The following is a 25,782-nucleotide window of genomic DNA, read 5'->3' on the forward strand; positions in this document are numbered from 1 at the left end:
CAGGTAGAGAAAACGATACTTTTCTCCACCTGTTTTTTAGTTTTATTTCATTCCTTTTACAACAACATTGATATATTCTGGTTCAATACCAAAATGCAAGTAAAATGAGTCAGAAATTTGCTGTTGCAAGCCGCGCACTACTTCTCTCACATCATATGTAATAGGTGCCTTTAAAAAAATCACAATCGTCATCGACGGCATTAAATCCACTGTTAATTGCGCAATGTCAAAACGAGCAATGCCATTGTTTTTACTTAATTCATGCGTTAACACTTGCAAGTAAACAGATTTTGAAATCTCAATGGTTTCTTGATGAAAATCCGGTCGGACAATTGTTGTTTCCCCTATTTTTTTATTTTTGAAGAAGATTTCTCTACCCTTTTGAACAAATCGCTTAAAGAAATTTTGTTCCACTTGGGCATGTGGAATCGGCATTACATGTTTGCCTTGTGTTTCGCGAATAAACTTAGCGAGCTGAATTTCTTTAGTTGTACGAATATCTGTTACATAATGAAAATGATCAACCGGCGCTACGTTTAACCGATCCGCAATTTGCTTCGTCATCTTATCGCTTGTTCCTATAATGAGTAACGACTTCAAATCCGCTTCTTGTAACGCCTTTATGACTGCTTGCTGATGTGCTTCATCATGGAAGATGGCACGGCGTACAGCCGTAATTGTATTTTTTTCAAACTTTGCACTTATCCCAGCTAATTTTTCACCGTTTACGATCAGTAAGCCATCATCAATAATCCCTTCAATCCCATATTGATGGGCGAATTCTAATGCTGATGTACTTTTCCCTGTTCCACTTGGGCCACTTAATGAATAGACTTCCATTACTATCACCATCCCTTCCCTTTAGTGTAAACGATTACTAAGTGATTGACGAATTGTTTTATGCGAAGATTTCTGCGCTACTGTCTGTATTTGCTTTCTAGTAGGAAAAGATACTTTTTTCTGAAATATATCCCTGTTTTTCAACGCTGTTATGGTACAATAAATTTTATATTTTATTATTTAGGAGTGTTATTACTTTGAAAGTTCAACCATCACAAAAAATGTCGCTATTTGCACCAGCTATTTTCGGCGATTTAAAGCAATTTGCGCTGGATCAACAAGCAAAAGGCATGGAGCTAATCGATTTAAGCTTAGGTAGCCCAGATATTCCACCCGCCGATTTCTTACGCGAAACGATGTCTGAACTGACAAAGCTTGAAACATCTTATGGCTATACATTAACAGGCATTCAAACATTTAATGAAGCAGTATGTCGTTACTACAAGCGTGTCAACAGTGTCACGTTAGACCCGTCAACAGAGGTCGTACAAACAATCGGCTCACAGGAAGGACTCGTTCACTTGCCAGTCGCATTTTGTGACCCAGGTGATATCGTCTTAACAACAAACCCTGCCTATGTTGCGTACGATGCAGGCATTCATTTAGCCGGTGCAACGCCTTACTATATGCCATTAACAAAAGAAAATGGGTATTTACCTGATTTAGCAGCAGTGCCAGAAGAGGTTGCACAAAAGGCTAAACTATTAATCTTGAACTTACCAGGTAATCCTGTTCCAGCGATGCCCTCTATTGCTTACTTTGAAGAAGTGGTGGCGTTCGCCAAAAAATACAATATTATTGTATTACACGATGCAGCTTATTCGGAGTTTTACTTTAAAGGGGATGCACCGATTAGCTTCTTAGCGACTCCAGGTGCAAAAGAAGTAGGGTTAGAAATTAACTCCCTATCGAAAAGCTTTAGCCTTGCAGGAACGCGTATTGCCTATATCGTAGGAAATGCGGAAATGGTTAGCATTTTAAAACAATTAAAATCAAACTTAGATTTTGGTATCTTTGAGCCGATTCAATTAGTCGCAGCTAAAGCATTAGATCACGCAGAAACTATTACAGCCAACCTACGTCAAACATTTGCGGCACGTCATAAAACATTAATGGACGGCTTAACATCGATTGGTTGGGAAGTGGCTCCAAGCGATGGTGGTATGTTCGTATGGGCGAAGTTCCCTTACAACATGGATAGTAAATCATTTGCATTTGAAGCCATTGCCCAAACAGGTGTCGTAATGGTACCAGGAACAGCGTTTGGGACAGCCGGTGAAGGTTATATGCGTCTAGCGCTTGTACAAGATGTAGAAAAGCTTACACGTGCCGTTGAAAAACTATCAAAAATCAACATAAAAAAAGAAGCTACAGTTTAATTCTGTAACTTCGATGCTAGAGGGTGTCCAGAAAGTGAAGAGCTTTTTGGACATCCTCTGCTTTATTCTTCTAAAAACGTATATGTAATCATCCCTTCGTCTTTCATTTCCGTCCCATCTAACAAAACGACGACTGTTTGAAAAATGATTTCCTCATTTTCTACACATGCCCAGCGTTCATCAGGTATGATTTCAAACGACACAATTTCCATTTCCTTCGTATGAATATTTCCTACTAACTCTACACCATACTTGCCAATCGTTTGTATGCCATTCGCTGACTTTTTTAATACACGTAACGATATATAGTCAATTTTTTCTTCATCTGTTTCTTCTATAACATAGACATGTCCAGAAACGGTATCGCCTTCTACAAGCGTTGTTTTATCAAGCATCGTATCCACTTTTATGCCATCACATTCCATCGTCGTAAACCATTTATTTACCATGCGATCATCCCCCTGAAAGAAAATCGGCAGCTAGCTGCTACCGATTATTGAATATCTTCATATTGATCTGCTGTATTTGTTTGGAACTTATTATAACGCTCTTTAAACAGCATATAGAAATGTTGGACAAATACTTTTATTAATGCATAGACTGGAATACCTAAAATCACTCCTGGTACACCAAATAGAGAGCCAAATGTTAATAAGACAAAAATAATTGTAATCGGGTGAATACTAAGTGATTTCCCCATGATTTGAGGTGAAATAAACTTCCCTTCAATCAGCTGTACAACCGTCCAAACAACCCCTACTTTTACAACCATAAAAGGACTTGTCACAATGGCGATAATGAGCGCTGGGGTAATTGCAATAACCGGTCCTAAATAAGGGACAACACTTGTGACCATTGCCAGTGTACCAAGTAATAATGCATAAGGTAGTTTAATAATTAAAAAGCCAATCGTCACCATAATGCCGATACAAATTGATACTAAAATTTGTCCTTGAATATACGAGCTGATTTGATTATCCATATCTTCCATCACATCGTCAACAAATGCGCGCATGCGTGGCGGGAATAAGCGCAATATGAACTTCGGCATTTTTTCGCCTTCCCATAATAAATAAAATAAAATGAATGGTACGATAACAAGCGATAGTACGATACCTGTAAGTGTCGTTACAACCCCTGTTACGCCATTTGCGACACCACTCGCTAAGTTTGTCGCCGTATCCTTAACAGTCTTTGTTAAGTCATCTGTCATGTTCTCTAATACTAAATTATAGTCAATATTGGCAGTTGCTAAATATTCATTGATTCGAGAATTATTAATAAAGGATATCACGCTATCAATGAGAGACATAAAGTATATTGGAAACTCATGTAGCAAGTTGGTAAACTGATTTTTTAAGAATGGAACTACTAATAAAATCAGTAGTGTAATGACTCCAATTAGCCCTAAAAATATGAGTAAGATCCCCCATACGCGAGGCACTTTCCATCGGATTAAAATTCTTAAAAATGGTCGTAATAAATAATACAAAATGACGCCAAGTACGCCCGGTAAAATGACGACTTCTAGTAACACAAGGAATGGCTGAAATATAAACGAGATTTTGTCGAATATAAAAATAATGCAGCCTGCTAGTAGCGTAATAATTAATAAAAATAATAAATTTTTCCCGCCTAAAAAGCGGATGAACCGTGTCGAAAAGAAGTGGGACTTCTCTTGTGGTAACTGTTCATTCTGTCTGTCTTGTTCCAAAATACCACCCCAACAAATCGTCAATTTTAAGATATTTTCATTGTATCATGCCTGTTTCCATTAAGTGCAATATTTCACTAATTGCTTGTTAAAAAATCATGTAAAATTTGTTGATTGGCTTCTTTATCTATTTCGAGTACGTCTCCGACACGTGAATAATTTCGATCAACAAACGTTCCCTCTGCTGGAATCGTTAGTTTTGAAATTTCTACTCCACCACTCATCGCTACACCGAGCACGGTTTTTAATTGGTCTGATGACGATATATCTGTTGTGATATAGCCTTGTGTCGCGCCAACTAATTTCGGCAAGTTTTTCACATTGCCTATCGATAATACTTCATTTTTTAATGCCTCTATCACTTTTTGCTGACGTTCCACACGACCGAAATCACCTTCACGATCCATACGGAAACGAGCATATCCAAGTAATTGTTGCCCGTTTAGTTGCTGCACACCTTGTGTGAGTGATACACCAATATTCGCGGACATATTTTTCTCTACATCGATTTCCACTCCATCTGGTGCTAAAATATCAATCAACGACTCAAAGTTTTTAAAGTCGACAATAGCATAATGGTGAATCGGCACATCAAACATCGATGTAATCGTATCTTTCGTTAGCTGAACACCACCTAAATAATAAGCGGTATTTAGCTTATACATTTGATAACCCGGAATCTCCGCATAAATATCACGCATAAAGGAGACAAGCTTGATCTCATCGGTTTTCTTTTGCCATGACACAAGCATCATCGTATCTGTACGAGATTTTTCCTCTCCCCTCGTATCAATACCAAGCAGTAAATAATTGACCGTTTCATCTTCTTTTTCGTCGGGGACAAACGGCTCTGGTGTAGCATTATTCCCTTCACCTGCAAGCTGTAAACCAGCTCGATACTGCATGACGCCATATGTACCAATGCCTAATAAAGCAAAAATTAAGACGATAAATACAACGCGCCCCTTACGCAATCTCTTTTTTTGGTAACGGCGTTCCTTTTGTTCTTCCATACAAAAACTCCTTCTCAATTCATCGACTATATGACGTTGTACTCATGAATATGTTTCCATCTTCTGTCGCTTTATTATACTATGCATGACAGAAATTTGCAGATTCCTGCACTTAAGCGAATATTTTGTGCAGAAACAAGTAGCGTGCTACAATAATTATATTTTTCAGGAGGTGTTTTTAGTTGGAAAAAGCAACATTTGCAGGTGGCTGTTTTTGGTGTATGGTGAAGCCATTTGATCAATGGGACGGTATACATAAAGTAACGAGTGGCTATATGGGTGGTCACGTAGAAAATCCAACATATGAGGATGTAAAGAAAGGCACTTCTGGTCATTTAGAAGTCGTACAAATCGAATTTGACCCTTCCGTATTTAGCTATGAACAGTTATTAGACATTTACTGGATGCAAATCGACCCGACAGATGATGGCGGACAATTTCACGACCGCGGTGAGTCTTATAAAACAGCCATCTTTGTACATAACGAAACGCAACGTCAGCTAGCTGAACAATCTAAAGTTCAATTAGCAGCAAGCGGCCGTTTTAAAAAACCAATCGTCACAGACATTCGTGATGCCAATACGTTTTATAAAGCGGAAGATTATCATCAAGATTACTATCAAAAAGAGCCTGAGCACTATAAAGAAGACCGCGAAAAATCTGGCCGCGATACGTTTTTGAAAGAATATTGGGGATAAGCAAACTGCCCGCTCACTACGGGCAGTTTTGTTTCTTCATACATTAGTTTACATAATAAAATTATAACGTTAATCTACAACTATTGTTGCCTCATTTTGTTCCCAGTTAATAATGGCTTCCATAAATAGTTCGCCATATTTTGTGAGTTTATTTTCCCCTACTCCACTAATGGCTAAAAAGGCATTGGCTGTTTTTGGTCGTTTTTCACAAAGCTCCTTTAACGTTTTATCTGAGAACACAACATATGGTGGAACGGCTTCTTTCGCCGCAATGTCTTTACGAATTTCACGTAAATGTTCAAATAGAGGATCTTGGTCGGAAATGGCTTTGACTACTGGTGCACTTCTACGCAGCACTTTTCGTTGGCCCGTTAACACTTCTTTTCCGAGCTCCGTCATAAAAATCGTTGGAAATTGCCCATTGCTCACAGCTAGTAATTTTTCAGCAATACAGAACTCAATAAATTGCGCAATTTCTTTTGCGTTCATTTCCTTTAAAATTCCGTATGTTGGGAGGCGGTTAAAACCAAGCTCTTGCACTTTTTTATTACTCGAACCTGCTAGTACTTGGCTTACTAATACTTTCCCAAACTTTTGTCCCATCCGTACAACACACGATAATACTTTTTGCGCCTCTACGGTCATATCTACTTGCGGTCGCTCATCTGTACAATGATTACATTTGCCACAAGCGATGTCTGTTTGTTCGCCAAAGTAACGTGTTATGTAGTTTTGTAAACAATCTTCTGTATGACAATAATCGATCATCTCTTGTAATTTTGTTAATTCAAACGGAATGCGCGTACGATCCTGTGCTTGGTCGATTAAAAAGCGCTGTGTCTGCTCGTCACTCGATGCGTATAGAAGAATACATTCACTCGGCAACCCATCACGCCCTGCTCGTCCCGCTTCTTGGTAATAGCTTTCCATATTGCGCGGCATTTGATAATGCATCACATAGCGTACATTCGTTTTATTGATCCCCATCCCAAACGCATTCGTTGCAACCATGACCGTTAATTCATCATTTAAAAATCGTTGCTGCATGGTAGACCTTTCATCATCCCCAAGACCGCCATGATACTTCCCGACATGCATACCTTTTTTTTCGAGCAACGTATATACCTGCTCCACAGCTTTTCTTGTGGCACAATAAATGATCCCTGCATCTTGTCGATTATTCGTGGCATATTCCACAATGTACCGCTCTCGGTTTTCTCCTCGTAAAACAGAAAATGCTAAGTTTGGACGGCTAAACCCTGTGATGAATGTAGCATTTGGTGAGATGCTTAACAATTCACATATATCCTGCCGTACATGAGGTGTGGCAGTTGCTGTTAGGGCCACAATTGTAGGCTTTTCCATCCACAAATCCTTTATCCGATGTAAAAGACGATAGCTTGGCCTAAAATCATGTCCCCATTGGGAAATACAATGGGCTTCATCGATCGCAATTAGTGGCACATGTAAATTCGCTAAAGTCATACAAAATGCTTCATTTTCTAATCGTTCAGGCGCAATATAGAGTAGCTTTAAATCTCCCATTCTCGCTTGGTACAATACATCTTCTGCTTCTTCATAACTAATGGAGCTATTAATAAAAGCAGCCTGAATGCCACTTGTTCGGAGCATATCCACTTGGTCTTTCATTAAAGAAATAAGCGGTGAAATGACAATCGTCGTCCCTGGTAACGTAAGAGCAGGCACTTGGTAACAAAGTGATTTCCCTCCCCCTGTTGGCATGACGACAAGCGTATCTCTCCCAGCTAAAACAGACGCAATTGCTTGTTGCTGACCGTCTCGGAATGATGTATAACCAAAGTACTGTTGTAATATGTTATTCGCTTTTTGTAGCAATTTACTGCCTCCCTTTCATTTTTGTTTACATAATATTATTATAATTTTTCTCCATACAAAAAAGAGATTCTATTTTTCAATTTGCAAATACGTAATATAATAGTTACTATCTACTAAATTGATTTTATAAACAATCGGAAATTCCTTTGTTTGTCCTTTGATGTACCATTCAAAACCGGACTGACCGATTTCTGTCACCTCGAAGTTCTCGATTAAAAGCTTCTTTTCTTCATTTACCATTGCTTCCTTTAGTAAATCCGATAAAATGTACGGTTCAACTTGTGCAAAATCGTTTAATGCCACATATTGATTAAATGCGGCATTAAATGTATGGATAAATGCCTCTAGTGCATCTGGATTATACTCAAATGTTGGCTTTTCGTACTGTTCAAGTACAGTCATATCGTATTTTTGCGGTACTTCTATATCTTGAAAAGCGTTATGTAACGTGTAACGTTCCATTGCAGTTAACGTTTCTGTTTCTAACATGTCTATAAGTTGTGATTGATTGCCTTGCTCCATTGCCTCTACATCTGCACTATTTCGAAGATGAAGAATCGCGATATTATCCTCTATAGAAAAAGCTTGTAATTTTGCTTCAAGCTGCTGACCGTTACTCGTTTCAATGAGTGCTTTCGGATGATCGCGCATCACAATAGCCTCTGTCACAATCCATTTATCTCGCCCATCCGCTAAAAAGACACTGCCGTCTGTACTACCCGCTACACTGTACACCTTGACGTTCGCGTCCATCACTTCTTTCTGAACAGGCTTGCTCTCTGGCAACACTTGACTAACTGATTCAAAGCCGCCTTGAGAGCATCCGGCAAGAACTAGTAGACATAATATAATTATCTTTTTCATCTTTCCTCCACTGCAAATACTTGCTTAATCTTCAATTATACGAAAAAGCAGCCCGTCAGACGGACTGCTTCCTATTATACATGCTTTTTATGCTGTTGGTATAAATACACCACTACAAACATTAACGAAAATAACCCGACTACGATCCATTTCGAGATAATATGTGTCCCTGTTAAATCGTATACGACGCCAATTAGCAGTGGTACAATCGCACTCATCATAAAGCCCCCTGATAACACCATCGAGCTCCATGAACTTGCCTCTGCGTTATTTTTCGCTTCATCAAGCGGTAACATCAAGCCAATTGGGAATAACCCCGATAAGGCAACCCCTAAAATAACAGCCGCTACCCATAATGCCCAATTTGCTGGAATAAGTAAAACCCCTGCTCCGATGATCCCGATTGTCAATAAAATATAGAGCCACATTACGCGATTCGGAAATTTATTAATCAGCAATGGAATAAATAAATTACCTATAAGTTGCACAATCGACATTGTCGTTAATACCGAGCCCGCTGTAATTAGTGTCAAGCCTTGCTCCTGTGCAATCGGTGATAGCCATGTCGTTAGCGAGAAGAATACCGACGTTTGCAAACCGAAATATAATAAAATGAGCCAGGCTGTCTTCGTTTTCCACGGATTGCGTAAAGGCTCTTCTACTTGAGTTTTGCTAATACGTTGCTCTTTTGGACCAGCTGCTATCGTCCATAAAATAAGTGCGGGAATAGCTAAAACGCCCCATACACCAAGGGCGATTTGCCATGATTGCAATTGGGCAAACAATACCCCCGTCAACCCAGCACTAATCGTTGCCCCGGCCCCCATCGCCAGCGAATACAATCCAACTACCGGTGCTATTTTATGTGCAAAACGCTCCTTAATAAAGGCATTAATAATTGGGCTAATAATCGCAATGGCAAAACCTACGATAAAGCTTGTCAATATAAGTGCGATATAATTGCCAAACAGGAGGCGTGCCAACGTTCCGACACCAATTGCCATCACAAGCAGATTAACGGCCCATTTATAGCCTAATTTCTTTTGAAATGGAACTGCAAGCGGTGCAAATAACCCCATACAAAATACTGGAATAGACGTTAGTAAACTGACTTGTGTATTTGATATAGTTAACTCATCTGTAATCGTGTTGAGCAGTGGTCCGATACTTGTTACAGAAGGTCGTAAGTTTAGTGACACGAAGAAAATGGCTGCCAGTGCAACCCCTACATGCCACCCTTTTACTTGTTGCATATAAAAACCTCTATTCTCTCTAGTTCACTCTGTTAGTAAAGCATATTTCAAGTTGTCTGACAACATAATCGCATAGAAAAAGAAATCTATGTATAGAATGGTGTCGATACTGCAGTTTTACCATTTTAAAACCACAACTAATCATGCTATAATAGAAACATTGTGTATGAAACAGAAAAGTTTAAAGCAATTAGTAGATAAATGAGGAGGAACTTACATGATTCAAGTAAGTGGTGTAGGTCTTCGCTATGGCGACCGTAAATTATTTGACGACGTAAATATTAAATTCACACCAGGCAACTGTTACGGACTAATCGGGGCGAATGGTGCTGGTAAATCAACATTTTTAAAAATTTTAGCTGGTGATATTGAGGCGCAAGAAGGCCATGTATCAATGGGTAAGGACGAGCGTTTATCGGTACTTAAACAAAATCACTTCGAATACGATGAGTTCACTGTTTTAGAGACCGTTATTATGGGGAACAAACGTCTATATGAAGTCATGAAAGAAAAAGACGCTATTTATGCAAAAGAAGAGTTTTCTGATGAAGATGGTATGCGTGCAGCAGAGCTAGAAGGCGAATTCGCGGAAATGAACGGCTGGGTAGCAGAATCTGACGCAGCAACACTTCTAAATGGTTTAGGCATTGGTGATGAATTACATTATACAAAAATGGCCGATCTAGAAGGCGCTGAAAAAGTAAAAGTTTTACTTGCACAAGCACTATTTGGTGAGCCAGATGTACTATTACTCGACGAGCCTACCAACCACCTTGACTTAAAGGCAATCCAATGGTTAGAAGAGTTTTTAATCAACTTCGAAAATACTGTAATCGTTGTATCCCATGACCGTCACTTCTTAAACAAAGTATGTACGCACATTGCGGACCTTGACTTTGGGAAAATTCAATTATATGTTGGTAACTACGATTTCTGGTATGAATCAAGTCAATTAGCACAAAAAATGCAATCTGACCAAAATGCCAAAAAAGAAGAGAAGATTAAAGAATTACAAGCATTCATTGCACGCTTCTCTGCGAACGCTTCTAAATCAAAGCAAGCAACATCTCGTAAAAAAATGCTGGATAAAATCGAGCTTGACGACATTCGTCCATCAAGCCGTAAATACCCATTCATTAACTTCCAAATTGGTCGTGAAATCGGGAATGATGTATTAACGGTTGACGGTTTAACAGCTTCACTAGAGGGCGAAACATTATTTAAAGACATTCGTTTCTCGATGAATAAGGAAGATAAAGTCGTATTACTTGGTAGTCCAAATGCGAAAACTGCACTATTTGATATTTTAATGGAGCAAGCACAGGCGGACGCTGGTACATTCAAATGGGGTGTCACTACGTCTCAAAGCTACTTTGAAAACGACCACGACAAATATTTCACAGGCAGTGAAAAAACATTAGTCGAATGGTTACGCCAATACTCACCAGAAGACGAAACAGAAAGCTTCTTACGCGGCTTCTTAGGTCGTATGTTATTCTCTGGTGAAGAGGTGAAAAAATCCCCTGCTGTTTTATCAGGGGGCGAAAAAGTTCGTTGTATGCTATCTAAAATGATGCTTTCAAACTCGAACGTGCTTATTCTAGATGAGCCAACGAACCACTTAGACCTTGAATCGATTCAAGCGCTAAACGAAGGCTTAATCCGCTTCAAAGGTGCAATGCTATTCACATCACATGACCACCAATTCATCCAAACAATTGCGAACCGTGTTATTGAAATCCGCGAAGAAGGCTCAATTTTAGATAAGCAATGTACGTATGATGAATTCCTTGAGTGGAAAGAAAGTCAAGGTTTAAAGTAGTCCATACAAACGAATAAAAAGCCTTACAAACGTTGATATATCAACATTCACGATAAAACTGTTAAAGTAATCCCCTCCATACAAAAACTCTCTATTTTGGGACGATTTTGGGGAGATAAAACGGACAGCTATAAGGGTTAAAAGCAAAAAGGTACCTCTAATTGGGGTACCTTTTTGCTTTTATATTCCCCAAAAAACGATACTTCTAAGATAACGAGCTTGTACTTATTTATTACACTTTTTGTACATGTACAATACTAGCCAACTTGGCATTTTTAATTTTTGTAGCACCTGCATTAGCAGCTATAGACTTGTCGATTTGCTCACTTAGGCGTTCTTCTCGCTTTTTAGAATCGTCTCGGTGTTCTTTAGCCAAATTGGCTAAATGCTCTTGCTGCTTCTTCACATCTGTCCAAATACGATGACCTATAATCGTTGCCCCTAAAATCATACTCTCACCTCTTGAAAATAAAAATAGCACTGCTCGGTACAGTGCGTTGCTGGTGTCTTGATGCAATATAAAAAGCACCCTCGAGTGAGAGTACTTAACTTTATCCTCTTATATAAGCATCTTGATTTACAAAAGTTTTACCCGATTTTTCTATTAATTTCCCGTTTATTGAGCCGAATATTTGCAGGTTACCTCCTTCGTTAATTACATCTCCATTTCATCTTCTAATTTCGACCAAAAGGATGAGTTTGCCTTTAATAAGTTTTTGCTCATATAGATAAGAATAGTTACTTCGCCCCCCTTATACTTTGACGAGCCACGACTTCTGTCTATAAGGTTCGGGGCGCTCACCCTATAGCGTACACCTATGCGGGGCGCACAAAAAAAAGAAATGAGCCATTCTTGCACTCATTTCTTCCTGTACCTTAGTATCTACTCACATGGATAAGCGTGATCGTCGTTACATCACTTCTTCAATGTTGGATAATGAGGATCCGTAGCCGTACCAAACTCCCATATAGTAGGATCCCAACCATCATAGATTGTTGTTGGTGGTGTTGTTATTCCTGTTTTCATTTCGTCAGTTGTACGTGGTAATCCTCTTCCAGTATCTGAGCGTCCTGTTGTCTCTTTGTCATAATAGCTGCTAGTTATGCGACTAATAAAATCCTTAGATCCGACCAATCCACCGACATAATTACCAGTTCCAGTCACACTGCCAGTCGCGTAGCTATTCGTTATTGTACCACCACTATAAGATTCTCCGACCAATCCGCCGACTCTCTCACTTCCAGTCACACTGCCAGTCGCGTAGCTATTCGTTATTGTACCACCAAGCCTAAAATTCCCGACCAATCCACCGACAGAATTACCAGTTCCAGTCACACTGCCAGTCGCGTAGCTATTCGTTATGCTAACACCCAAAGACTTTCCGACCAATCCACCGACAGACTCGCTTTCATAAGTTCCAGTCACACTGCCAGTCGCGTAGCTATTCGTTATGCTACCACCAGAACCTCCGACCAATCCACCGACAGAACTGCTTCCAGTCACACTGCCAGTCGCGTAGCTATTCGTTATGCTACCACTACCACCAGAACTTCCGACCAATCCACCGACAGAACTGCTTCCAGTCACACTGCCAGTCGCGTAGCTATTCGTTATGCTACCACCAGAACCTCCGACCAATCCACCGACATACTCCTTTCCTTTTACGTCCATACCTTCCAAGTGAACATTTTTTAATACTCCACCAGATAAAAGCTGACTAAAGAAACCAACCTTATCAGTACTTGGCAGATTAATTGTTACATGACTGATTTTCTTCCCATTTCCATCAAACTGTCCATCAAAATCAAACGGAGTCCAACTTTGATCTAACATATCAATATCAGCTATCTGTTTGAAGTGTTGGACACCAGGCGCTTCATTTAAGCTCGCCATATTTTGCAATGATGCGACAGAATAGATGAGATATGGATCTGCGGCACTTCCACTCCCACTTTCGCTATTCTCGTCTTATACCTTCTCTATCTCTCGGTTTTATAACGAGCCTTCACCGTGCAGGCGACTTTCATCGCACACGGCGATCCGTCAGCGATTATTGCCACTGACTGGGTTCCTTCGCTCCTGCTAGTTTTCTCCTCCTCGACTGTTACCAATCAAGTCCAAACGGCTAGCCATCGACACTACTACGAACCCGCTGCCATCTACTAGGGATCATCGGTTCTATCCAACCTCCACCTACTAGACTTCAAACGTTCCATCATGCTCGTTCCCTCTGTTTAATGACCTTAGGCTTCCACTATACAATATGCACATCATTCGTTTAACAGTTCCTAATTGTTCGAATGCTCATATGATGATTGCACATCATAGAAACAACGGTGAACTCCTAGCTATTTCGCACCGTTGTTTGATACATACAGCCTACATGGATTCGTCTTCCTAGCCCTAGTCATTTTTTAAAGAGCCCCGCCTCGGCACAACCCGAGTACGACTTCACCTGACTTCACCCCTTCGCGTAGAATAGACGCTTCTCTGGATGCAGGAGGATTAGGCTCGTGAGTTAATGGAACTGTTCCTCACGCATCAGCATTTCACTGATGAATACAAGCACAATAGTTAGAAAACGTCCCGTAGAACCAAACGATCTAAAGTTAGCTCTCCAGTCTGTTTCCCACTTATTTCACTAGTAAACTACTAGCTTATAAAGTAACGTTTCGTTTCGTTTTATTTAGGAGATATTACTGCTGTTTCATTACTTGTAACCGTTCCTGTGTAACTACCTGTTCCAGTTACTTCAACTTTGAGGAATTTACCTACATCGTCTGCTACTGGAATATATGTGCTGGTTGTGGCTCCAGTAATATCAGTGTATGTTCCATTTGTAGTATCTGCGCATTGCCATTGGTAAGTTACTGTTGCTCCTGCTGGTATGACTGCACCTGCTGTTAACGTTTGTCCTACTTGTGGTGTTCCTGTGATTGCACTAATTGCTGTTACTTGTATTACGCTATTCTCGTCTTATTCCGTTTCTATCTCTCGGTTTTATAACGAGCCTTCACCGTGCAGGCGACTTTCATCGCACACGGCGATCCGTCAGCGATAGATCTTCAAAACTTATTTCCCCAAGGAATAGCATAACATAGAAATCAGTGAAATATGGTAAATTTTTCTTAACCTTAGTTGACACTGCGTTTGCTATACATCTGATCTTGGGTTAATTAATAAGTTACTGCACAATATGAAACCACTGTTTGATTGGGGCTAATTGCGTCCCTCTTTTTTGTTGGCCAATTCTAAGAATAACTTCCTTACATAAAAAAGAGCATTGCTTGGCACAGCGCTTTTCTTAGGGCAAAATAAAAACTAGACGTCTGCTGACTGCAACATCCGCTTCCACGTTACTTCGCACCCCCTTACACTTTGACGAGCCACGACTTCTGTCTATAGGGTTCGGGGCGCTCACCCTATAGCGTACACCTATGCGGGGCGCACAAAAAAAGAAATGAGCCATTCTTGCACTCATTTCTTCCTGTACCTTAGTATCTACTCACATGGATAAGCGTGATCGTCGTTACATCACTTCTTCAATGTTGGATAATGAGGATCCGTAGCCGTACCAAACTCCCATATAGTAGGATCCCAACCATCATAGATTGTTGTTGGTGGTGTTGTTATTCCTGTTTTCATTTCGTCAGTTGTACGTGGTACTCCTCTTCCATCATTATCTGAGCGTCCTGTTGTATTAGTGTCATAATAGCTGCTAGTTATGCTACCAGGGGATTCTCCGACCAATCCACCGACATACTGGCTTCCAGCAGGTCCAGTCACACTGCCAGTCGTGTAGCTATTCGTTATGCTACTATTATCACTAGAATATCCGACTAATCCACCGACATACTCACCAGTTCCAGTCACACTGCCAGTCGCGTAGCTATTCGTTATGCTACCACTAGAATTTCCGACCAATCCACCGACTTCCCCGTTTCCAGTCACACTGCCAGTCGCGTAGCTATTCGTTATGCTACCACTAGAATATCCAACCAATCCACCGACACGGCTGTTTCCTTTTACGACCATACCTTCCAAGTGAACATTTTTTAATACTCCACCAGATAAAAGCCTTCTAAAGAAACCAACATCATTATTAAGCTCCTGATCAATCTTTACATGACTGATTTTCTTCCCATTTCCATCAAACTGTCCATCAAAGTCAAACGGAGTCCAACTTTGACCTGACATATCAATATCAGCTATCTGTTTGAAGTGTTGGACACCATCCGCTTCATTTAAGCTCGCCATATTTTGCAATGATGCGAAAGAATCGATTAGATATGGATCTGCAGCACTTCCACTTCCAATTATTGCGCTATTCTCGTCTTATTCCGTTTCTATCTCGGTTTTATAACGAGCCTTCACCGTGCAGGCGACTTTCATCGCACACGGCGATCCGTCAGCGATAGATCTTCTAAACTTATTTCCCCAAGGAATAGCATAACATAGAGATGGGTAAAATATGTTAAATTTTTCTTAACCTTAGTTGACGGTGCATTTGCTATACATCTGATCTTGAGTTAATTAATAAGTTACTCCACAATATGAAACCACTGTTTGATTGGGGCTAATTGCGTCCCTCTTTTTTGTTGGCCAATTCTAAGAATAACTTCCTTACATAAAAAAGAGCATTGCTTGGCACAGCGCTTTTCTTAGGGCAAAATAAAAACTAGACGTCTGCTTGACTGCAACATCCGCTTCCACGTTACTTCGCCCCCTTACACTTTGACGAGCCACGACTTCTGTCTATAGGGTTCGGGGCGCTCCCCCTATAGCGTACGCCTATGCGGGGCGCACAAAAAAAGAAATGAGCCATTCTTGCACTCATTTCTTCCTGTACCTTAGTCTCTACTCACATGGATAAGCGTAATCGTCGTTACATCACTTCTTCAATGTTGGATAATCCGTAGCATCACCAAACTCCCAGATAGCAGGATTCCAACCAACAAAGATTGGTGTTGGTGCTGTTGATAGTGTTGGTGTTCCTTCTTTCATTTCGGCAGTTGTACGTGGGTCTCCTCTTCCATCATTATCTGAGCGTCCTGTTGTCTCTTTGTCATAATAGCTGCTAGTTATGCTACCACGGGATTCTCCGACCAATCCACCGACATACCCGTTTCCAGTCACACTGCCAGTGGCGTAGCTATTCGTTATGCTACCATAAGAGTCTCCGACCAATCCACCGACATACCAGTTTCCAGTCACATTGCCAGTGGCGTAGCTATTCGTTATGCTACCATCAGAAGATCCGACCAATCCACCGACATGACTATTAGTTCCAGTCACACTGCCAGTGGCGTAGCTATTCGTTATGCTACCATCAGATTTTCCGACCAATCCACCGACACACCAGTTTCCATTCACACTGCCAGTGGCGTAGCTATTCGTTATGCTACCATCAGATCTTCCGACCAATCCACCGACATACCAGGTTCCATTCACACTGCCAGTGGCGTAGCTATTCGTTATGCTACCATTAGAAGATCCGACCAATCCACCGACATAATAACCAGTTCCAGTCACACTGCCAGTGGCGTAGCTATTCGTTATGCTACTATTATCACTAGAATATCCGACCAATCCACCGACATACTCCTTTCCTTTTACGTCCATACCTTCCAAGTGAACATTTTTTAATACTCCACCAGATAAAAGCTGACTAAAGAAACCAACACTATCAGTACCTGACAGATCAATTGCTACATGACTGATTTTCTTCCCATTTCCATCAAACTGTCCATCAAAGTCAAACGGAGTCCAACTTTGACCTGACATATTAATATCAGCTGTCTGTTTGAAGTGTTGGACACCAGGCGCTTTATCTAAGTCCTTCATAGCTTGCAATGATGCCACAGAATCGATGAGATATGGATTTCCTTCACTTCCAAGTGGTGCGCTATTCTCGTCTTATACCTTGTCTATCTCTCGGTTTTATAACGAGCATTCACCGTGCAGGCGACTTTCATCGCACACGGCGATCCGTCAGCGATAGATCTTCAAAACTTATTTCCCCAAGGAATAGCATAACATAGAAATGGGTAAAATATGGTAAATTTTTCTTAACCTTAGTTGACGCTGCGTTTGCTATACATCTGATCTTGAGTTAATTAATAAGTTACTGCACAATATGAAATGCATAGTAATAAGAGTTATCGCTATCACCTACTGCAATTTTGACAAAACCTACTTCTATTTTCTGAATGGTTGCATTAGCGATAGTTGCAAGGCCCCCCATATCCTTCATAATCGTTCCGAACCATAATTTTTTCGAATGTATTGTTTCACAGTCATTCAGAAAAATTTCCCACAACAAAACCGTCGCTTCTAAATCACTAGAAACGACGGTTGTTATAACTATTCCTTCTGGTTAGCTTACCTTACTTATACTCCCCTTCTTCCGTTCGATGAGCTCAGAAATCGTTATAAATTCGTACCCTTGATTTTTAAGTGCTGGTAAAATTTCTTCTAGCGCTTTCACGGTTTGACTGCGATCACCGCCCGCATCATGAAAGAGGATGACATCCCCCGGTTTTGTGCCTTTTAATACTTTATCTACAATTTTGCTTACCCCTGGATTTTTCCAATCCTCTGTATCCTGATGCCACGACCACATGACAACGGTATAACCATTTTTCACCACTGTATTAATCATCGCATCTGTATATTGTCCACCAACTGGACGGAATAAGGTTGGTCTAAATCCGGTAATACTATAAATCGTTTCATTTGTCTTTTTTAGCTCTTCTTCAATTCGTTGTACTGATTGACTGCGTGTATGGGTATATGTGTGATTCGCGATTTCATGCCCCTCACCATACTGTCGCAGCACAACTTCAGGATATTTTTCCGCATATTGACCCACAATAAAAAAAGTGGCTTTTGCCTCATATTGAGCAAGTAAATCTAATATGTTCGTTGTGTATTTTTGATCTGGGCCATCATCAAATGTAATCGCTACGACTTTTTCACTCGTCTGAATATCCCACACAACCTGCCCTGCTTCTTCATAATAGTGTCTTCCTTTGTCCGCATACGATTTATAGCCAAAATAAAACACCGAAATAAAGACAATAAAAATGGAGAACATTGTGATATACTTTCGTTTCAAGCATTGTCACCACCGTTTACTTTAATCTTTACTACAAAGGTGACTTTAGTATTTGCTGCTTCGCTAAAAAAATGCCTTGAAATAGCTCGTATATTTTTTATTGCTATACACAAAATAAATGTGGTGTTTTCTCACCAACTAACAACGATGGAGGGACTTTTATGAATATTCGTGAAGGTTTAATCCCAGCGATCCTAGGTTCTGCAGTAACAGCAACAGGCTATGCGATGAGACAAAAAGGGAGTAGTTCCAATCAAGCGATAGCGAACACCATTTTAGGTTTCGGCTTAGCCCATATCGTGCTAGGTGCAATTGACCTGGTGGAGCATCGTCGTTAGCATGAAGAGAGCGCAACATTTGCGCTCTCTTTTTAGGTAATATGTTATTTGCACGTGTTTTACATTTACTTTAAATTAACTGTTATTCATTTTGTCCCAAATTTTTGATGCAATTGGATAGCAATTTTGAATCGAATATACTTCATCCACTGAAAACATTTTCACGAACACCTCGTGTATGACTACAGCTAATTGTTCAATCGATGTTGCGGTTGCTAGTAATGCTACAATATCTTTTATTTCGGGATCATATTCATCTTCAGGGGTTTGATGTAAAAATTGCTTCGGATCCCAATCATCAATGACTTCTTTTACAATGTGGTAGTAGTTCATCTAATCACTCTTTCAAATCATTTTTTGGTTATTTATTCCATGTTATCATATTACTAACCTGTACAGCCAGTTTAAGTACGCTCCGTTAAACGAACAATATTATTAGTAACGAGGAGATTTTATGTAGAAATTTGTAGATATATGTAGATCGATACATGTGATACAATACATATATAATCTTTTCAAGTGATTGTGGTAAGAAGGGAATGGAGACAACAATGAAGATAAGACGCAAAGTAAAATATCACCTTCTCCGCTTATTTCGACTAAACGCAAGTCCACATCAAGTAGCAGCAGGTTTTACAATGGGGCTCATTCCGCACTGGTTCCCTACTTTCGGATTAGGTCCCGTTTTATCTGTTGGCTTGGCGAAGCTAGTAAGGGCGAATACAGTTTCAGCCATTGTAGGTGGCGTGTTAGGAACGCCTGCTTGGCCACTTCTGTTTCTACTAAATTATAAAGTTGGGAGCCTTCTGCTAGATAGAAAAACTGTAGTAGATGCAGTAGAAGAGATCAATTATATAGATGCGCTTCATCATACCGTTGATGGCATAGATAGTATACATTCCAATGGGTATTTATTTCTAACTGGAGCAATAATCAACATACTGATTTCCTCTATATTCATTTACTTTATTGTATATTTCGTCTTTAAGACGTATCGGATGAGGATTTTGCACAAAATGAAATAAACGGGAACCCCTGCTAACTAGGAAGTTCCCCCTTGATTGTTATATAACAATGCTACCTCAATATATGCGTAGCACTAAAAGACAAAATTATAATAGCCTAATCCATATAAACACTTTCACATGTGCCAGCTAATGGTTCGTAAAAACAATGATTTTTAAATTGACCGGTAAGCGGTTGACCGTACCATGTTGGAGGACACGGAGCATATGGATTAAAATACCAAAGGGCAAATTTTGCTGGATGTTGTCTCCAATAATCTAAAACTTGTTTTGCTAATTTTTTTTCGGAAGATCTCGCTCGTTGGTAAAATAAATTCCCCTTTTGAACAGCTTCAAAAGAATAATTTCCTCCCTGTACCTGATAAATAACATCTTCAATCGTTCTGACATCTTTAAAATCTAAACAATCTGCTACAGCACGATTGACAATTACATTTCCAACATATAACATCCCTTGGTTTCCTTCACCCTCGGCTTCGGCTCGCATCATCCTTGCTACTAAATCAACGTCTGCCTCTCGGTATTTAACTCTTGGCATTTTTTCACCCCAAAATATAGTATGAAAAAAATTCTATATTGGTGCCATTGTTTGTGAAATAAGGATGTTTGCCACTTTTTCGGTAAGATGGACAGTATGACATTGTTTTTTAGTACTTATTTCAGTACGATTCTTCACATACATAAAAAAATAACGAGGAAAAAGACTAAATACTTTTCCTCGCCATTCTTCTTTTTAATAAATGACATAGTAGCCATTTTTCTGCATTCTTCCGCACATATACGGCAAATATCAGCACATTTGGGACACTGATCATCTTTAAACATCGCACACTCTTTTGCACATAGCTCACAATGTTCTTTAGAAAACTGTCCATTCATTGATACTGACATCTCGCACAACATTGCGCATTCAACAAGTATGCTTACACAATTTTTCCATGCTTTATCGGGTTCATTTAAACATGCATTAAAACACTCATAGCAAGCGTGTACACATTTTAAAATCCCCTTTAATTAATAAAAACTACATTTTAGAATCGCTAGTTTTCATTTGACCATTGCTAATTTTAGGAGATGGCTGCGAATTATACACTCTTGAATATGGTGGGATTGAATGTGTTACCCAAATATTACTACCTAGAATGGAATCATGACCAATCTTTGTTTCTCCTCCTAAAATTGTAGCGCCCGCGTAAATAATGACATTGTCTTCAATGTCCGGATGACGTTTAATCCCTTTAATCGGATTACCATTTTCATCAAGCGGGAAACTTAACGCCCCCAATGTAACCCCTTGATAGATTTTGACGTTTTTCCCAATCGTACATGTTTCACCGATGACGACACCTGTTCCGTGGTCGATAAAGAACGATTCCCCAATTGATGCACCTGGATGAATATCAATCCCTGTTAATTGATGTGTATATTCGGACATAATGCGTGGAACAATTTTCACATCTAATTTATAAAGCTCATGCGCAATACGATGAATGCACATCGCAATAATCGACGGATAGCTTAATAAGATTTCTTCTGTAGAAACAGCAGCTGGATCCCCGTTATAGGCAGCTTGAATATCAGTTTGAATAAGTTGACGAATTGTCGGCAGCTTATTAATCAGCGTCATCACAATATGATCCGCTTGTTCTCTACACTCTTTTTCGCTGTATACAGATTCCGTCATATTCTGGTTATAAATCATTACTTTTTCAAGGATATCGCGTAAATCTAACGCAGCTTCTCTTAAATTATTACTAATTTCAACATTCAATCTTGTCTCATCAATCGGCTGACAATTATAAAACCCTGGAAACAATACGGCCTGGAACTTATGAAGCACTTTATAAATTTTATCTTTTCCTGAAAAACCAATCGAATTTTCAATATCAACATATTGTTGATTGATTTCATTCAGCGCGTGCGCGATATTCGGCACTTCTGTGTTTAACCACTCATTTAATTTCATTGTCTTTTTCTCCCCGAATTTTCTATTATATAATTGCTATTTTAACTCAATCCTTCTTTTTATACTAATCTCATTTCAAAAAAGTTTCTTGTGAGGGTCAAATAAACTATTCATTACTTTCTCAACATTGGCATTTTAATGCGGACCGTGGTGCCTTTGTCTTTTTGTGAATCAATAAAGATGCCGTAGGGAGAGCCGTAATACAGTTTAATACGCTCATCTACATTTTTAATGCCTACACCGCCAAGCTTTATCTGTTTTTCTCCGCGTTCCTTATCCAATTGTTTGACATCAAAGCCTTCTCCATTATCTCGCACTGTCAGCTCTATATCGTTCTCGTTCTGTGAAGCACTAATCCAAATATACCCTGTACGGTCAATGCTTCGAATACCATGGTAAAGCGCATTTTCAACAATGGGCTGTAAAATCAGTTTAGGTACTTGCACATTCCGTAAAGCTTCCTCACAGTCAATCGAATAATTCAACTGCTCACCGTAACGTTCTTTTTGAATAAATAAATACTGCCGGATATGATCTAACTCATTTTCTACCGTTGTCATATCGTTCCCACCGCTGAGCGATAAACGGAAAAATTGCGCCAGTGCTTTGGTCATGTCAATTACCTTTTCACTGTCATTAAACTCCGCCATCCAAATAATTGTATCTAACGTATTGTATAAGAAATGCGGGTTTATTTGACTATGCAGCGCACTAATCTCAGAAGCTCTTAAATGCTGTTCCTTTTCCGTAATTTCCTGCATTAATTTTTCAATTTGTACAATCATCGAATTAAAATGCTTCGCTAAACTTTGGGCTTCGTAGCAACCGTTTTCATCAATTGGCACTGTTTTTAATCCTTGCTCAATATTTTGCATCGCCTTTTCTAAGCGTTGGAAAGGCGTTGTAATGCGCCCAGCAAATAATGCCACACTTACTGTAGCAATAATAAATAGAACTGCACCTACGAGTAAAAAGATTTCGAGTAACTGCCTTTTCATCATTAACAGTGCGTCTTGCGAAGAGACACCAACAAATGTCCAATCTGCATTTTTTAGCTTGTATGTGTGCGTCAATGTATTTTGTGCTGCGTCATACCCTGCTTGATCATTCACAATACGCTGTAGCTCTTGCTGTTTTGTATCATCCTCAAAATACACCGTATCTTTATGGTACACGACTTCCCCGCTGTCATTCATAATGAAAGAAAATCCGTTCTTTCCTAAATCCAAGTCAGCTAAATAATCTTCAATTACGGTATATTGAATATCAATTAGGAGCACACCGATATTTTTGCCTGCACTGTTCGTAATTTCACGACTAATGGAAATCACCCAATTGTCTTTATCCATTGAAAATTGTTGCATCCGCGCAGATGTCAAGACCGGTTTGCTACCACTATTCATTGCAGCTACATACCACTGTTCCTGCATCATATTGCTCGACATACTCATAATTAGCCCTGTTTCATTGGACAGTACTTCCCCGTCTTTACTTACAATAACAACCGATTGAATAAATGGATCGGTCGCCATCGTTGTCCGAATCGTAGATAGTACATCTTCCTTTACAGCGGCATCTCGCTCTGGACTTGAAAAATAAGATACAAGTTGTGGGTTTTCCGCCAGCAAATCCGCGACGGCTTTAAGACGATCGATGTACAGTTCAATGTACATACCACTTTGCTCAACCGCTGCTTTCGTGTTGGCTGTCGCTTCACGTAATACAATAGAGGACATACTAACATATAAAATACAGCCGATTAATAATAAAATGAGCGCACTTGCCTTTAAATAATGCAAGGCAATTTGCATCCGTAATGTTTTCATCATCGTGAACTTCTTCATCTTGATTCACTCATTTTTTCTCTAAACTGATTCGGTGAAACATGACATTTCCTCTTGAATGTAGCACTAAAATAATTAGGATCTTCAAAGCCTACCGCCGCAGCAATTTCATATACTTTTAAATCCGTACTTAGCAATAAAATTTTCGCTCGGTCTAGGCGAATTTTCAACATATAATCCTGAAAATTCGTACCGAATAATGTTTTAAACAAACCGCTCAAATATGAGTTACTTAACGCCATCTGTTTAGCTAAATAGCTTAAAGAAAAATCGATATTCGCAATATTTTCTTCCAATTCTTTTTGAATTTTGGCTTTATAGCCCGTATCATCATGTGTTGGGGCATCTTTTAATAGCTCCCCAACAAGGCGCGATACTTCGGTTTGATTTTGTAATGCTTGTCGCTTTTCAATTAGCCTTTTTAAGGTTTCCTGAATATCTTTTTTCGAGACCGGCTTTAATACATAGTCATCAATTCCAGCCTTTAAAGCCGTTATCGCATAATCAAAATAATCATAACCCGTAATAATGGCGATTTTCACATCTGGTTTTATAGCTTTTGCGGCAACCGAAAAATCAAGCCCATTCATTTTTGGCATATTAATATCGGCTAAAACAAGATCAGGCAAATGCTGTTTAAAAAGTTCAAGTGCCGCCTCTCCGTTTGCCGCCTCGAACACTTCTGAAATCGAGAGCGCCTCAAAATCAACAAATGAGCGTATGCCTTTCAGGATGATCGGTTCATCATCCACGACTAATAGTTTATACATGATATTCACCTTTTTCTGGAAAAATAAAACAAAGAGGCCGTCTGAAAAGATAGATTGAGACGGAACCTTTTTAATGGATGATGATGAAGGGGGTGTTCTGAAAGCTTTTACTTTCTGGACACCCCCTCGAAATCTTATATTCATTTTACAGCATGTGACGTTATTTTGTTAGATGAATTAAATAGCCATAGCCAGCTGCTTCCATTTCCTCTTGCGGAATGAATTTAATCGAAGCACTATTAATACAATAGCGCAATCCACCACGATCTTTAGGCCCATCATTAAATACATGCCCTAAATGGCTATCACCTGTACGACTTCTTACTTCTGTTCGCACCATATTATAACTCGTATCTTCAAATTCAAGCACGACTGCTGGATCGATTGGCTTTGTAAAGCTTGGCCAGCCACACATAGAATCGTATTTATCGGCTGATGAAAACAGCGGCTCCCCTGTGACAACATCTACATAAATACCGGGCTCAAACAAGTCCCAGTATTCATTAGAAAAAGCCCGTTCTGTATCACTTCCTTGCGTCACTTCATATTGTTCCTTCGTTAACTTCTTTTTAATCTCTTCATCACTTGGCTTCGGATAAAGTGCTGGATCAATCAGTGATGGAATTTCTTGATTTTCCAACGCATCAAACTCTACGTGACAATAGCCATTTGGATTTTTTTCAAGATAATCTTGGTGGTACTCTTCTGCTAGTGTAAAGTTACGAAGTGGCTCCACCTCTGTGACGATTGGTTCATCGTAGCGCTCTTGCTCTTTCGCTATGATTTGATCAATCACTACTTTATCTGCTTCGTTTGTATAATAAACACCTGTACGGTATTGTGTACCACGGTCATTTCCTTGTTGATTTAATAATGTCGGGTCAATAATACCAAAGAAATGCGTTAATAGCTTTTCTAAAGAAACACGCTCTGGATCATAGCGTACATGAACCGTTTCGGCGTGACCTGTATTTTTTCGAATCACATCTTCATATGTTGGATTTTCTGTATCGCCATTAGCATAACCAGACGTTACATCATATACACCATAAACGCGCTCCATATATGCTTCTACACCCCAGAAGCAACCACCTGCTAAATAAATTTCGGCTAATTGATCTGTATCAAAGCTTAAATTCACGTTTGGATTCGGTGGATATTTAGAATCTGCTTGAACAGGATTTAAACTACCTGTTAATGTTGACGTCACATTGGAACATGCTGCTAACAACAGTACAATCCCAATGAAAGTCCCAACTAATTTTATATTCATATGTCCTT

25 protein-coding genes are annotated in these 25,782 nt (G+C 39.6%); 5 read left to right on the forward strand and 20 right to left on the reverse strand.

Translation table 11 applies throughout. The features are described 5' to 3' along the window. Positions 1-42: 42 nt before the first annotated feature. Positions 43-840, reverse strand: a complete 798-nt coding sequence (locus AC3II9_RS16215; protein WP_489157092.1) for a hypothetical protein — start codon at positions 838-840, stop codon at positions 43-45. A gap of 197 nt (positions 841-1,037) precedes the next feature. On the opposite strand from AC3II9_RS16215, the gene AC3II9_RS16220 reads away from it, so the two are divergent. Next, positions 1,038-2,219, forward strand: coding sequence for an aminotransferase class I/II-fold pyridoxal phosphate-dependent enzyme (locus AC3II9_RS16220; protein WP_489157094.1), 1,182 nt, complete (start codon positions 1,038-1,040; stop codon positions 2,217-2,219). A 62-nt stretch (positions 2,220-2,281) separates the two neighbouring features. Here the strand turns inward: AC3II9_RS16220 and AC3II9_RS16225 are convergent, their stop codons facing one another. The 3 genes from AC3II9_RS16225 to AC3II9_RS16235 form a co-directional block, all read right to left on the reverse strand. Further along, positions 2,282-2,668 carry a cysteine synthase gene (locus AC3II9_RS16225; RefSeq protein ID WP_489157096.1) on the reverse strand — a complete coding sequence of 129 codons (387 nt, stop codon included), beginning with the start codon at positions 2,666-2,668 and terminating at the stop codon, positions 2,282-2,284. 44 nt (positions 2,669-2,712) lie between these two features. Then, positions 2,713-3,933 carry an AI-2E family transporter gene (locus AC3II9_RS16230; RefSeq protein ID WP_489157097.1) on the reverse strand — a complete coding sequence of 407 codons (1,221 nt, stop codon included), beginning with the start codon at positions 3,931-3,933 and terminating at the stop codon, positions 2,713-2,715. Positions 3,934-4,010: 77 nt separating this feature from the next. After that, positions 4,011-4,946, reverse strand: coding sequence for an LCP family protein (locus AC3II9_RS16235; RefSeq protein WP_489157099.1), 936 nt, complete (start codon positions 4,944-4,946; stop codon positions 4,011-4,013). A 182-nt stretch (positions 4,947-5,128) separates the two neighbouring features. Here AC3II9_RS16235 and msrA point away from each other — a divergent pair, with 182 nt between their 5' ends. Beyond that, positions 5,129-5,644 carry a peptide-methionine (S)-S-oxide reductase MsrA gene (gene msrA, locus AC3II9_RS16240; RefSeq protein WP_489157101.1) on the forward strand — a complete coding sequence of 172 codons (516 nt, stop codon included), beginning with the start codon at positions 5,129-5,131 and terminating at the stop codon, positions 5,642-5,644. Positions 5,645-5,713: 69 nt separating this feature from the next. Here msrA and recQ read toward each other — a convergent pair whose 3' ends face one another. From recQ to AC3II9_RS16255, 3 genes are all read right to left on the reverse strand, one after another. Then, entirely contained in the window at positions 5,714-7,501 is a 1,788-nt protein-coding gene (gene recQ / locus AC3II9_RS16245; RefSeq protein ID WP_489157102.1) for a DNA helicase RecQ, read from the reverse strand. 69 nt (positions 7,502-7,570) lie between these two features. Continuing rightward, positions 7,571-8,365 carry a hypothetical protein gene (locus AC3II9_RS16250; RefSeq protein WP_489157104.1) on the reverse strand — a complete coding sequence of 265 codons (795 nt, stop codon included), beginning with the start codon at positions 8,363-8,365 and terminating at the stop codon, positions 7,571-7,573. A gap of 74 nt (positions 8,366-8,439) precedes the next feature. Beyond that, positions 8,440-9,618: an MFS transporter gene (locus tag AC3II9_RS16255; protein WP_489157106.1), complete on the reverse strand. Its 1,179-nt coding sequence runs from the start codon at positions 9,616-9,618 to the stop codon at positions 8,440-8,442. Positions 9,619-9,835: 217 nt separating this feature from the next. Here AC3II9_RS16255 and AC3II9_RS16260 point away from each other — a divergent pair, with 217 nt between their 5' ends. After that, entirely contained in the window at positions 9,836-11,440 is a 1,605-nt protein-coding gene (locus AC3II9_RS16260) for an ABC-F family ATP-binding cassette domain-containing protein (RefSeq protein ID WP_489157108.1), read from the forward strand. 232 nt (positions 11,441-11,672) lie between these two features. Here the strand turns inward: AC3II9_RS16260 and AC3II9_RS16265 are convergent, their stop codons facing one another. The 6 genes from AC3II9_RS16265 to AC3II9_RS16290 form a co-directional block, all read right to left on the reverse strand. After that, positions 11,673-11,891: a hypothetical protein gene (locus AC3II9_RS16265; RefSeq protein WP_489157110.1), complete on the reverse strand. Its 219-nt coding sequence runs from the start codon at positions 11,889-11,891 to the stop codon at positions 11,673-11,675. Between the two features lie 465 nt (positions 11,892-12,356). Then, a complete protein-coding gene (locus AC3II9_RS16270) occupies positions 12,357-13,334 on the reverse strand; it encodes a GLUG motif-containing protein (RefSeq protein WP_489157111.1) in 978 nt (325 codons plus the stop codon). A gap of 1,641 nt (positions 13,335-14,975) precedes the next feature. After that, on the reverse strand, positions 14,976-15,698 hold the full coding sequence (locus tag AC3II9_RS16275) for a GLUG motif-containing protein (RefSeq protein ID WP_489157113.1): 723 nt from the start codon (positions 15,696-15,698) through the stop codon (positions 14,976-14,978). A gap of 633 nt (positions 15,699-16,331) precedes the next feature. Further along, complete coding sequence (locus AC3II9_RS16280) at positions 16,332-17,285, reverse strand: GLUG motif-containing protein (protein WP_489157184.1); 954 nt, start codon at positions 17,283-17,285, stop codon at positions 16,332-16,334. Between the two features lie 280 nt (positions 17,286-17,565). Then, a complete protein-coding gene (locus tag AC3II9_RS16285; protein ID WP_489157115.1) occupies positions 17,566-17,763 on the reverse strand; it encodes a hypothetical protein in 198 nt (65 codons plus the stop codon). A gap of 54 nt (positions 17,764-17,817) precedes the next feature. Then, positions 17,818-18,558 (reverse strand): polysaccharide deacetylase family protein, encoded by a 741-nt coding sequence (locus tag AC3II9_RS16290; RefSeq protein WP_489157117.1) that lies wholly within the window; start codon positions 18,556-18,558, stop codon positions 17,818-17,820. 161 nt (positions 18,559-18,719) lie between these two features. Between AC3II9_RS16290 and AC3II9_RS16295 the strand changes: the two genes are divergently transcribed. Next, positions 18,720-18,896 carry an asparagine synthase gene (locus AC3II9_RS16295; protein WP_391369380.1) on the forward strand — a complete coding sequence of 59 codons (177 nt, stop codon included), beginning with the start codon at positions 18,720-18,722 and terminating at the stop codon, positions 18,894-18,896. 75 nt (positions 18,897-18,971) lie between these two features. Here AC3II9_RS16295 and AC3II9_RS16300 read toward each other — a convergent pair whose 3' ends face one another. After that, positions 18,972-19,229: a DUF1871 family protein gene (locus AC3II9_RS16300; protein WP_489157118.1), complete on the reverse strand. Its 258-nt coding sequence runs from the start codon at positions 19,227-19,229 to the stop codon at positions 18,972-18,974. A 218-nt stretch (positions 19,230-19,447) separates the two neighbouring features. Here AC3II9_RS16300 and AC3II9_RS16305 point away from each other — a divergent pair, with 218 nt between their 5' ends. Next, positions 19,448-19,921 carry a DUF2062 domain-containing protein gene (locus AC3II9_RS16305; RefSeq protein WP_489157120.1) on the forward strand — a complete coding sequence of 158 codons (474 nt, stop codon included), beginning with the start codon at positions 19,448-19,450 and terminating at the stop codon, positions 19,919-19,921. A gap of 97 nt (positions 19,922-20,018) precedes the next feature. Here the strand turns inward: AC3II9_RS16305 and AC3II9_RS16310 are convergent, their stop codons facing one another. The 6 genes from AC3II9_RS16310 to msrAB all read right to left on the reverse strand — a co-directional run bounded on the left by AC3II9_RS16310 (position 20,019) and on the right by msrAB (position 25,774). Continuing rightward, entirely contained in the window at positions 20,019-20,459 is a 441-nt protein-coding gene (locus AC3II9_RS16310; RefSeq protein ID WP_489157122.1) for a cell wall hydrolase, read from the reverse strand. A 134-nt stretch (positions 20,460-20,593) separates the two neighbouring features. Then, on the reverse strand, positions 20,594-20,926 hold the full coding sequence (locus AC3II9_RS16315; RefSeq protein WP_489157185.1) for a four-helix bundle copper-binding protein: 333 nt from the start codon (positions 20,924-20,926) through the stop codon (positions 20,594-20,596). Positions 20,927-20,945: 19 nt separating this feature from the next. After that, positions 20,946-21,887 carry a serine O-acetyltransferase EpsC gene (epsC, locus tag AC3II9_RS16320; protein WP_489157124.1) on the reverse strand — a complete coding sequence of 314 codons (942 nt, stop codon included), beginning with the start codon at positions 21,885-21,887 and terminating at the stop codon, positions 20,946-20,948. A 113-nt stretch (positions 21,888-22,000) separates the two neighbouring features. Beyond that, the gene (locus AC3II9_RS16325; protein WP_489157126.1) at positions 22,001-23,731 is read right to left on the reverse strand and encodes a cache domain-containing sensor histidine kinase; all 1,731 of its coding nucleotides are present in this window, start codon (positions 23,729-23,731) and stop codon (positions 22,001-22,003) included. After that, a complete protein-coding gene (locus tag AC3II9_RS16330; protein ID WP_489157128.1) occupies positions 23,728-24,501 on the reverse strand; it encodes a response regulator transcription factor in 774 nt (257 codons plus the stop codon). The genes AC3II9_RS16325 and AC3II9_RS16330 overlap by 4 nt, the downstream gene beginning before the upstream one ends. 160 nt (positions 24,502-24,661) lie before the next feature. Further along, the gene (gene msrAB / locus AC3II9_RS16335) at positions 24,662-25,774 is read right to left on the reverse strand and encodes a bifunctional peptide-methionine (S)-S-oxide reductase MsrA/peptide-methionine (R)-S-oxide reductase MsrB (protein ID WP_489157130.1); all 1,113 of its coding nucleotides are present in this window, start codon (positions 25,772-25,774) and stop codon (positions 24,662-24,664) included. Positions 25,775-25,782 lie beyond the last annotated feature (8 nt).

The organism is Lysinibacillus sp. RU7, assembly GCF_057837305.1.

Excerpts from the sequence above, each read along its gene's own strand:
- AC3II9_RS16215 (WP_489157092.1), bottom strand. The coding sequence starts at position 840 with ATGGAAGTCTATTCATTAAGTGGCCCAAGTGGAACAGGGAAAAGTACA.
- AC3II9_RS16225 (WP_489157096.1), bottom strand. The coding sequence starts at position 2,668 with ATGGTAAATAAATGGTTTACGACGATGGAATGTGATGGCATAAAAGTG.
- AC3II9_RS16235 (WP_489157099.1), bottom strand. The coding sequence starts at position 4,946 with ATGGAAGAACAAAAGGAACGCCGTTACCAAAAAAAGAGATTGCGTAAG.
- AC3II9_RS16250 (WP_489157104.1), bottom strand. The coding sequence starts at position 8,365 with ATGAAAAAGATAATTATATTATGTCTACTAGTTCTTGCCGGATGCTCT.
- AC3II9_RS16255 (WP_489157106.1), bottom strand. The coding sequence starts at position 9,618 with ATGCAACAAGTAAAAGGGTGGCATGTAGGGGTTGCACTGGCAGCCATT.
- AC3II9_RS16260 (WP_489157108.1), top strand. The coding sequence starts at position 9,836 with ATGATTCAAGTAAGTGGTGTAGGTCTTCGCTATGGCGACCGTAAATTA.
- AC3II9_RS16265 (WP_489157110.1), bottom strand. The coding sequence starts at position 11,891 with ATGATTTTAGGGGCAACGATTATAGGTCATCGTATTTGGACAGATGTG.
- AC3II9_RS16270 (WP_489157111.1), bottom strand. The coding sequence starts at position 13,334 with ATGGCGAGCTTAAATGAAGCGCCTGGTGTCCAACACTTCAAACAGATA.
- AC3II9_RS16275 (WP_489157113.1), bottom strand. The coding sequence starts at position 15,698 with ATGGCGAGCTTAAATGAAGCGGATGGTGTCCAACACTTCAAACAGATA.
- AC3II9_RS16280 (WP_489157184.1), bottom strand. The coding sequence starts at position 17,285 with ATGAAGGACTTAGATAAAGCGCCTGGTGTCCAACACTTCAAACAGACA.
- AC3II9_RS16295 (WP_391369380.1), top strand. The coding sequence starts at position 18,720 with ATGAATATTCGTGAAGGTTTAATCCCAGCGATCCTAGGTTCTGCAGTA.
- AC3II9_RS16300 (WP_489157118.1), bottom strand. The coding sequence starts at position 19,229 with ATGAACTACTACCACATTGTAAAAGAAGTCATTGATGATTGGGATCCG.
- AC3II9_RS16305 (WP_489157120.1), top strand. The coding sequence starts at position 19,448 with ATGAAGATAAGACGCAAAGTAAAATATCACCTTCTCCGCTTATTTCGA.
- AC3II9_RS16310 (WP_489157122.1), bottom strand. The coding sequence starts at position 20,459 with ATGCCAAGAGTTAAATACCGAGAGGCAGACGTTGATTTAGTAGCAAGG.
- epsC (WP_489157124.1), bottom strand. The coding sequence starts at position 21,887 with ATGAAATTAAATGAGTGGTTAAACACAGAAGTGCCGAATATCGCGCAC.
- AC3II9_RS16325 (WP_489157126.1), bottom strand. The coding sequence starts at position 23,731 with ATGAAGAAGTTCACGATGATGAAAACATTACGGATGCAAATTGCCTTG.
- AC3II9_RS16330 (WP_489157128.1), bottom strand. The coding sequence starts at position 24,501 with ATGTATAAACTATTAGTCGTGGATGATGAACCGATCATCCTGAAAGGC.
- msrAB (WP_489157130.1), bottom strand. The coding sequence starts at position 25,774 with ATGAATATAAAATTAGTTGGGACTTTCATTGGGATTGTACTGTTGTTA.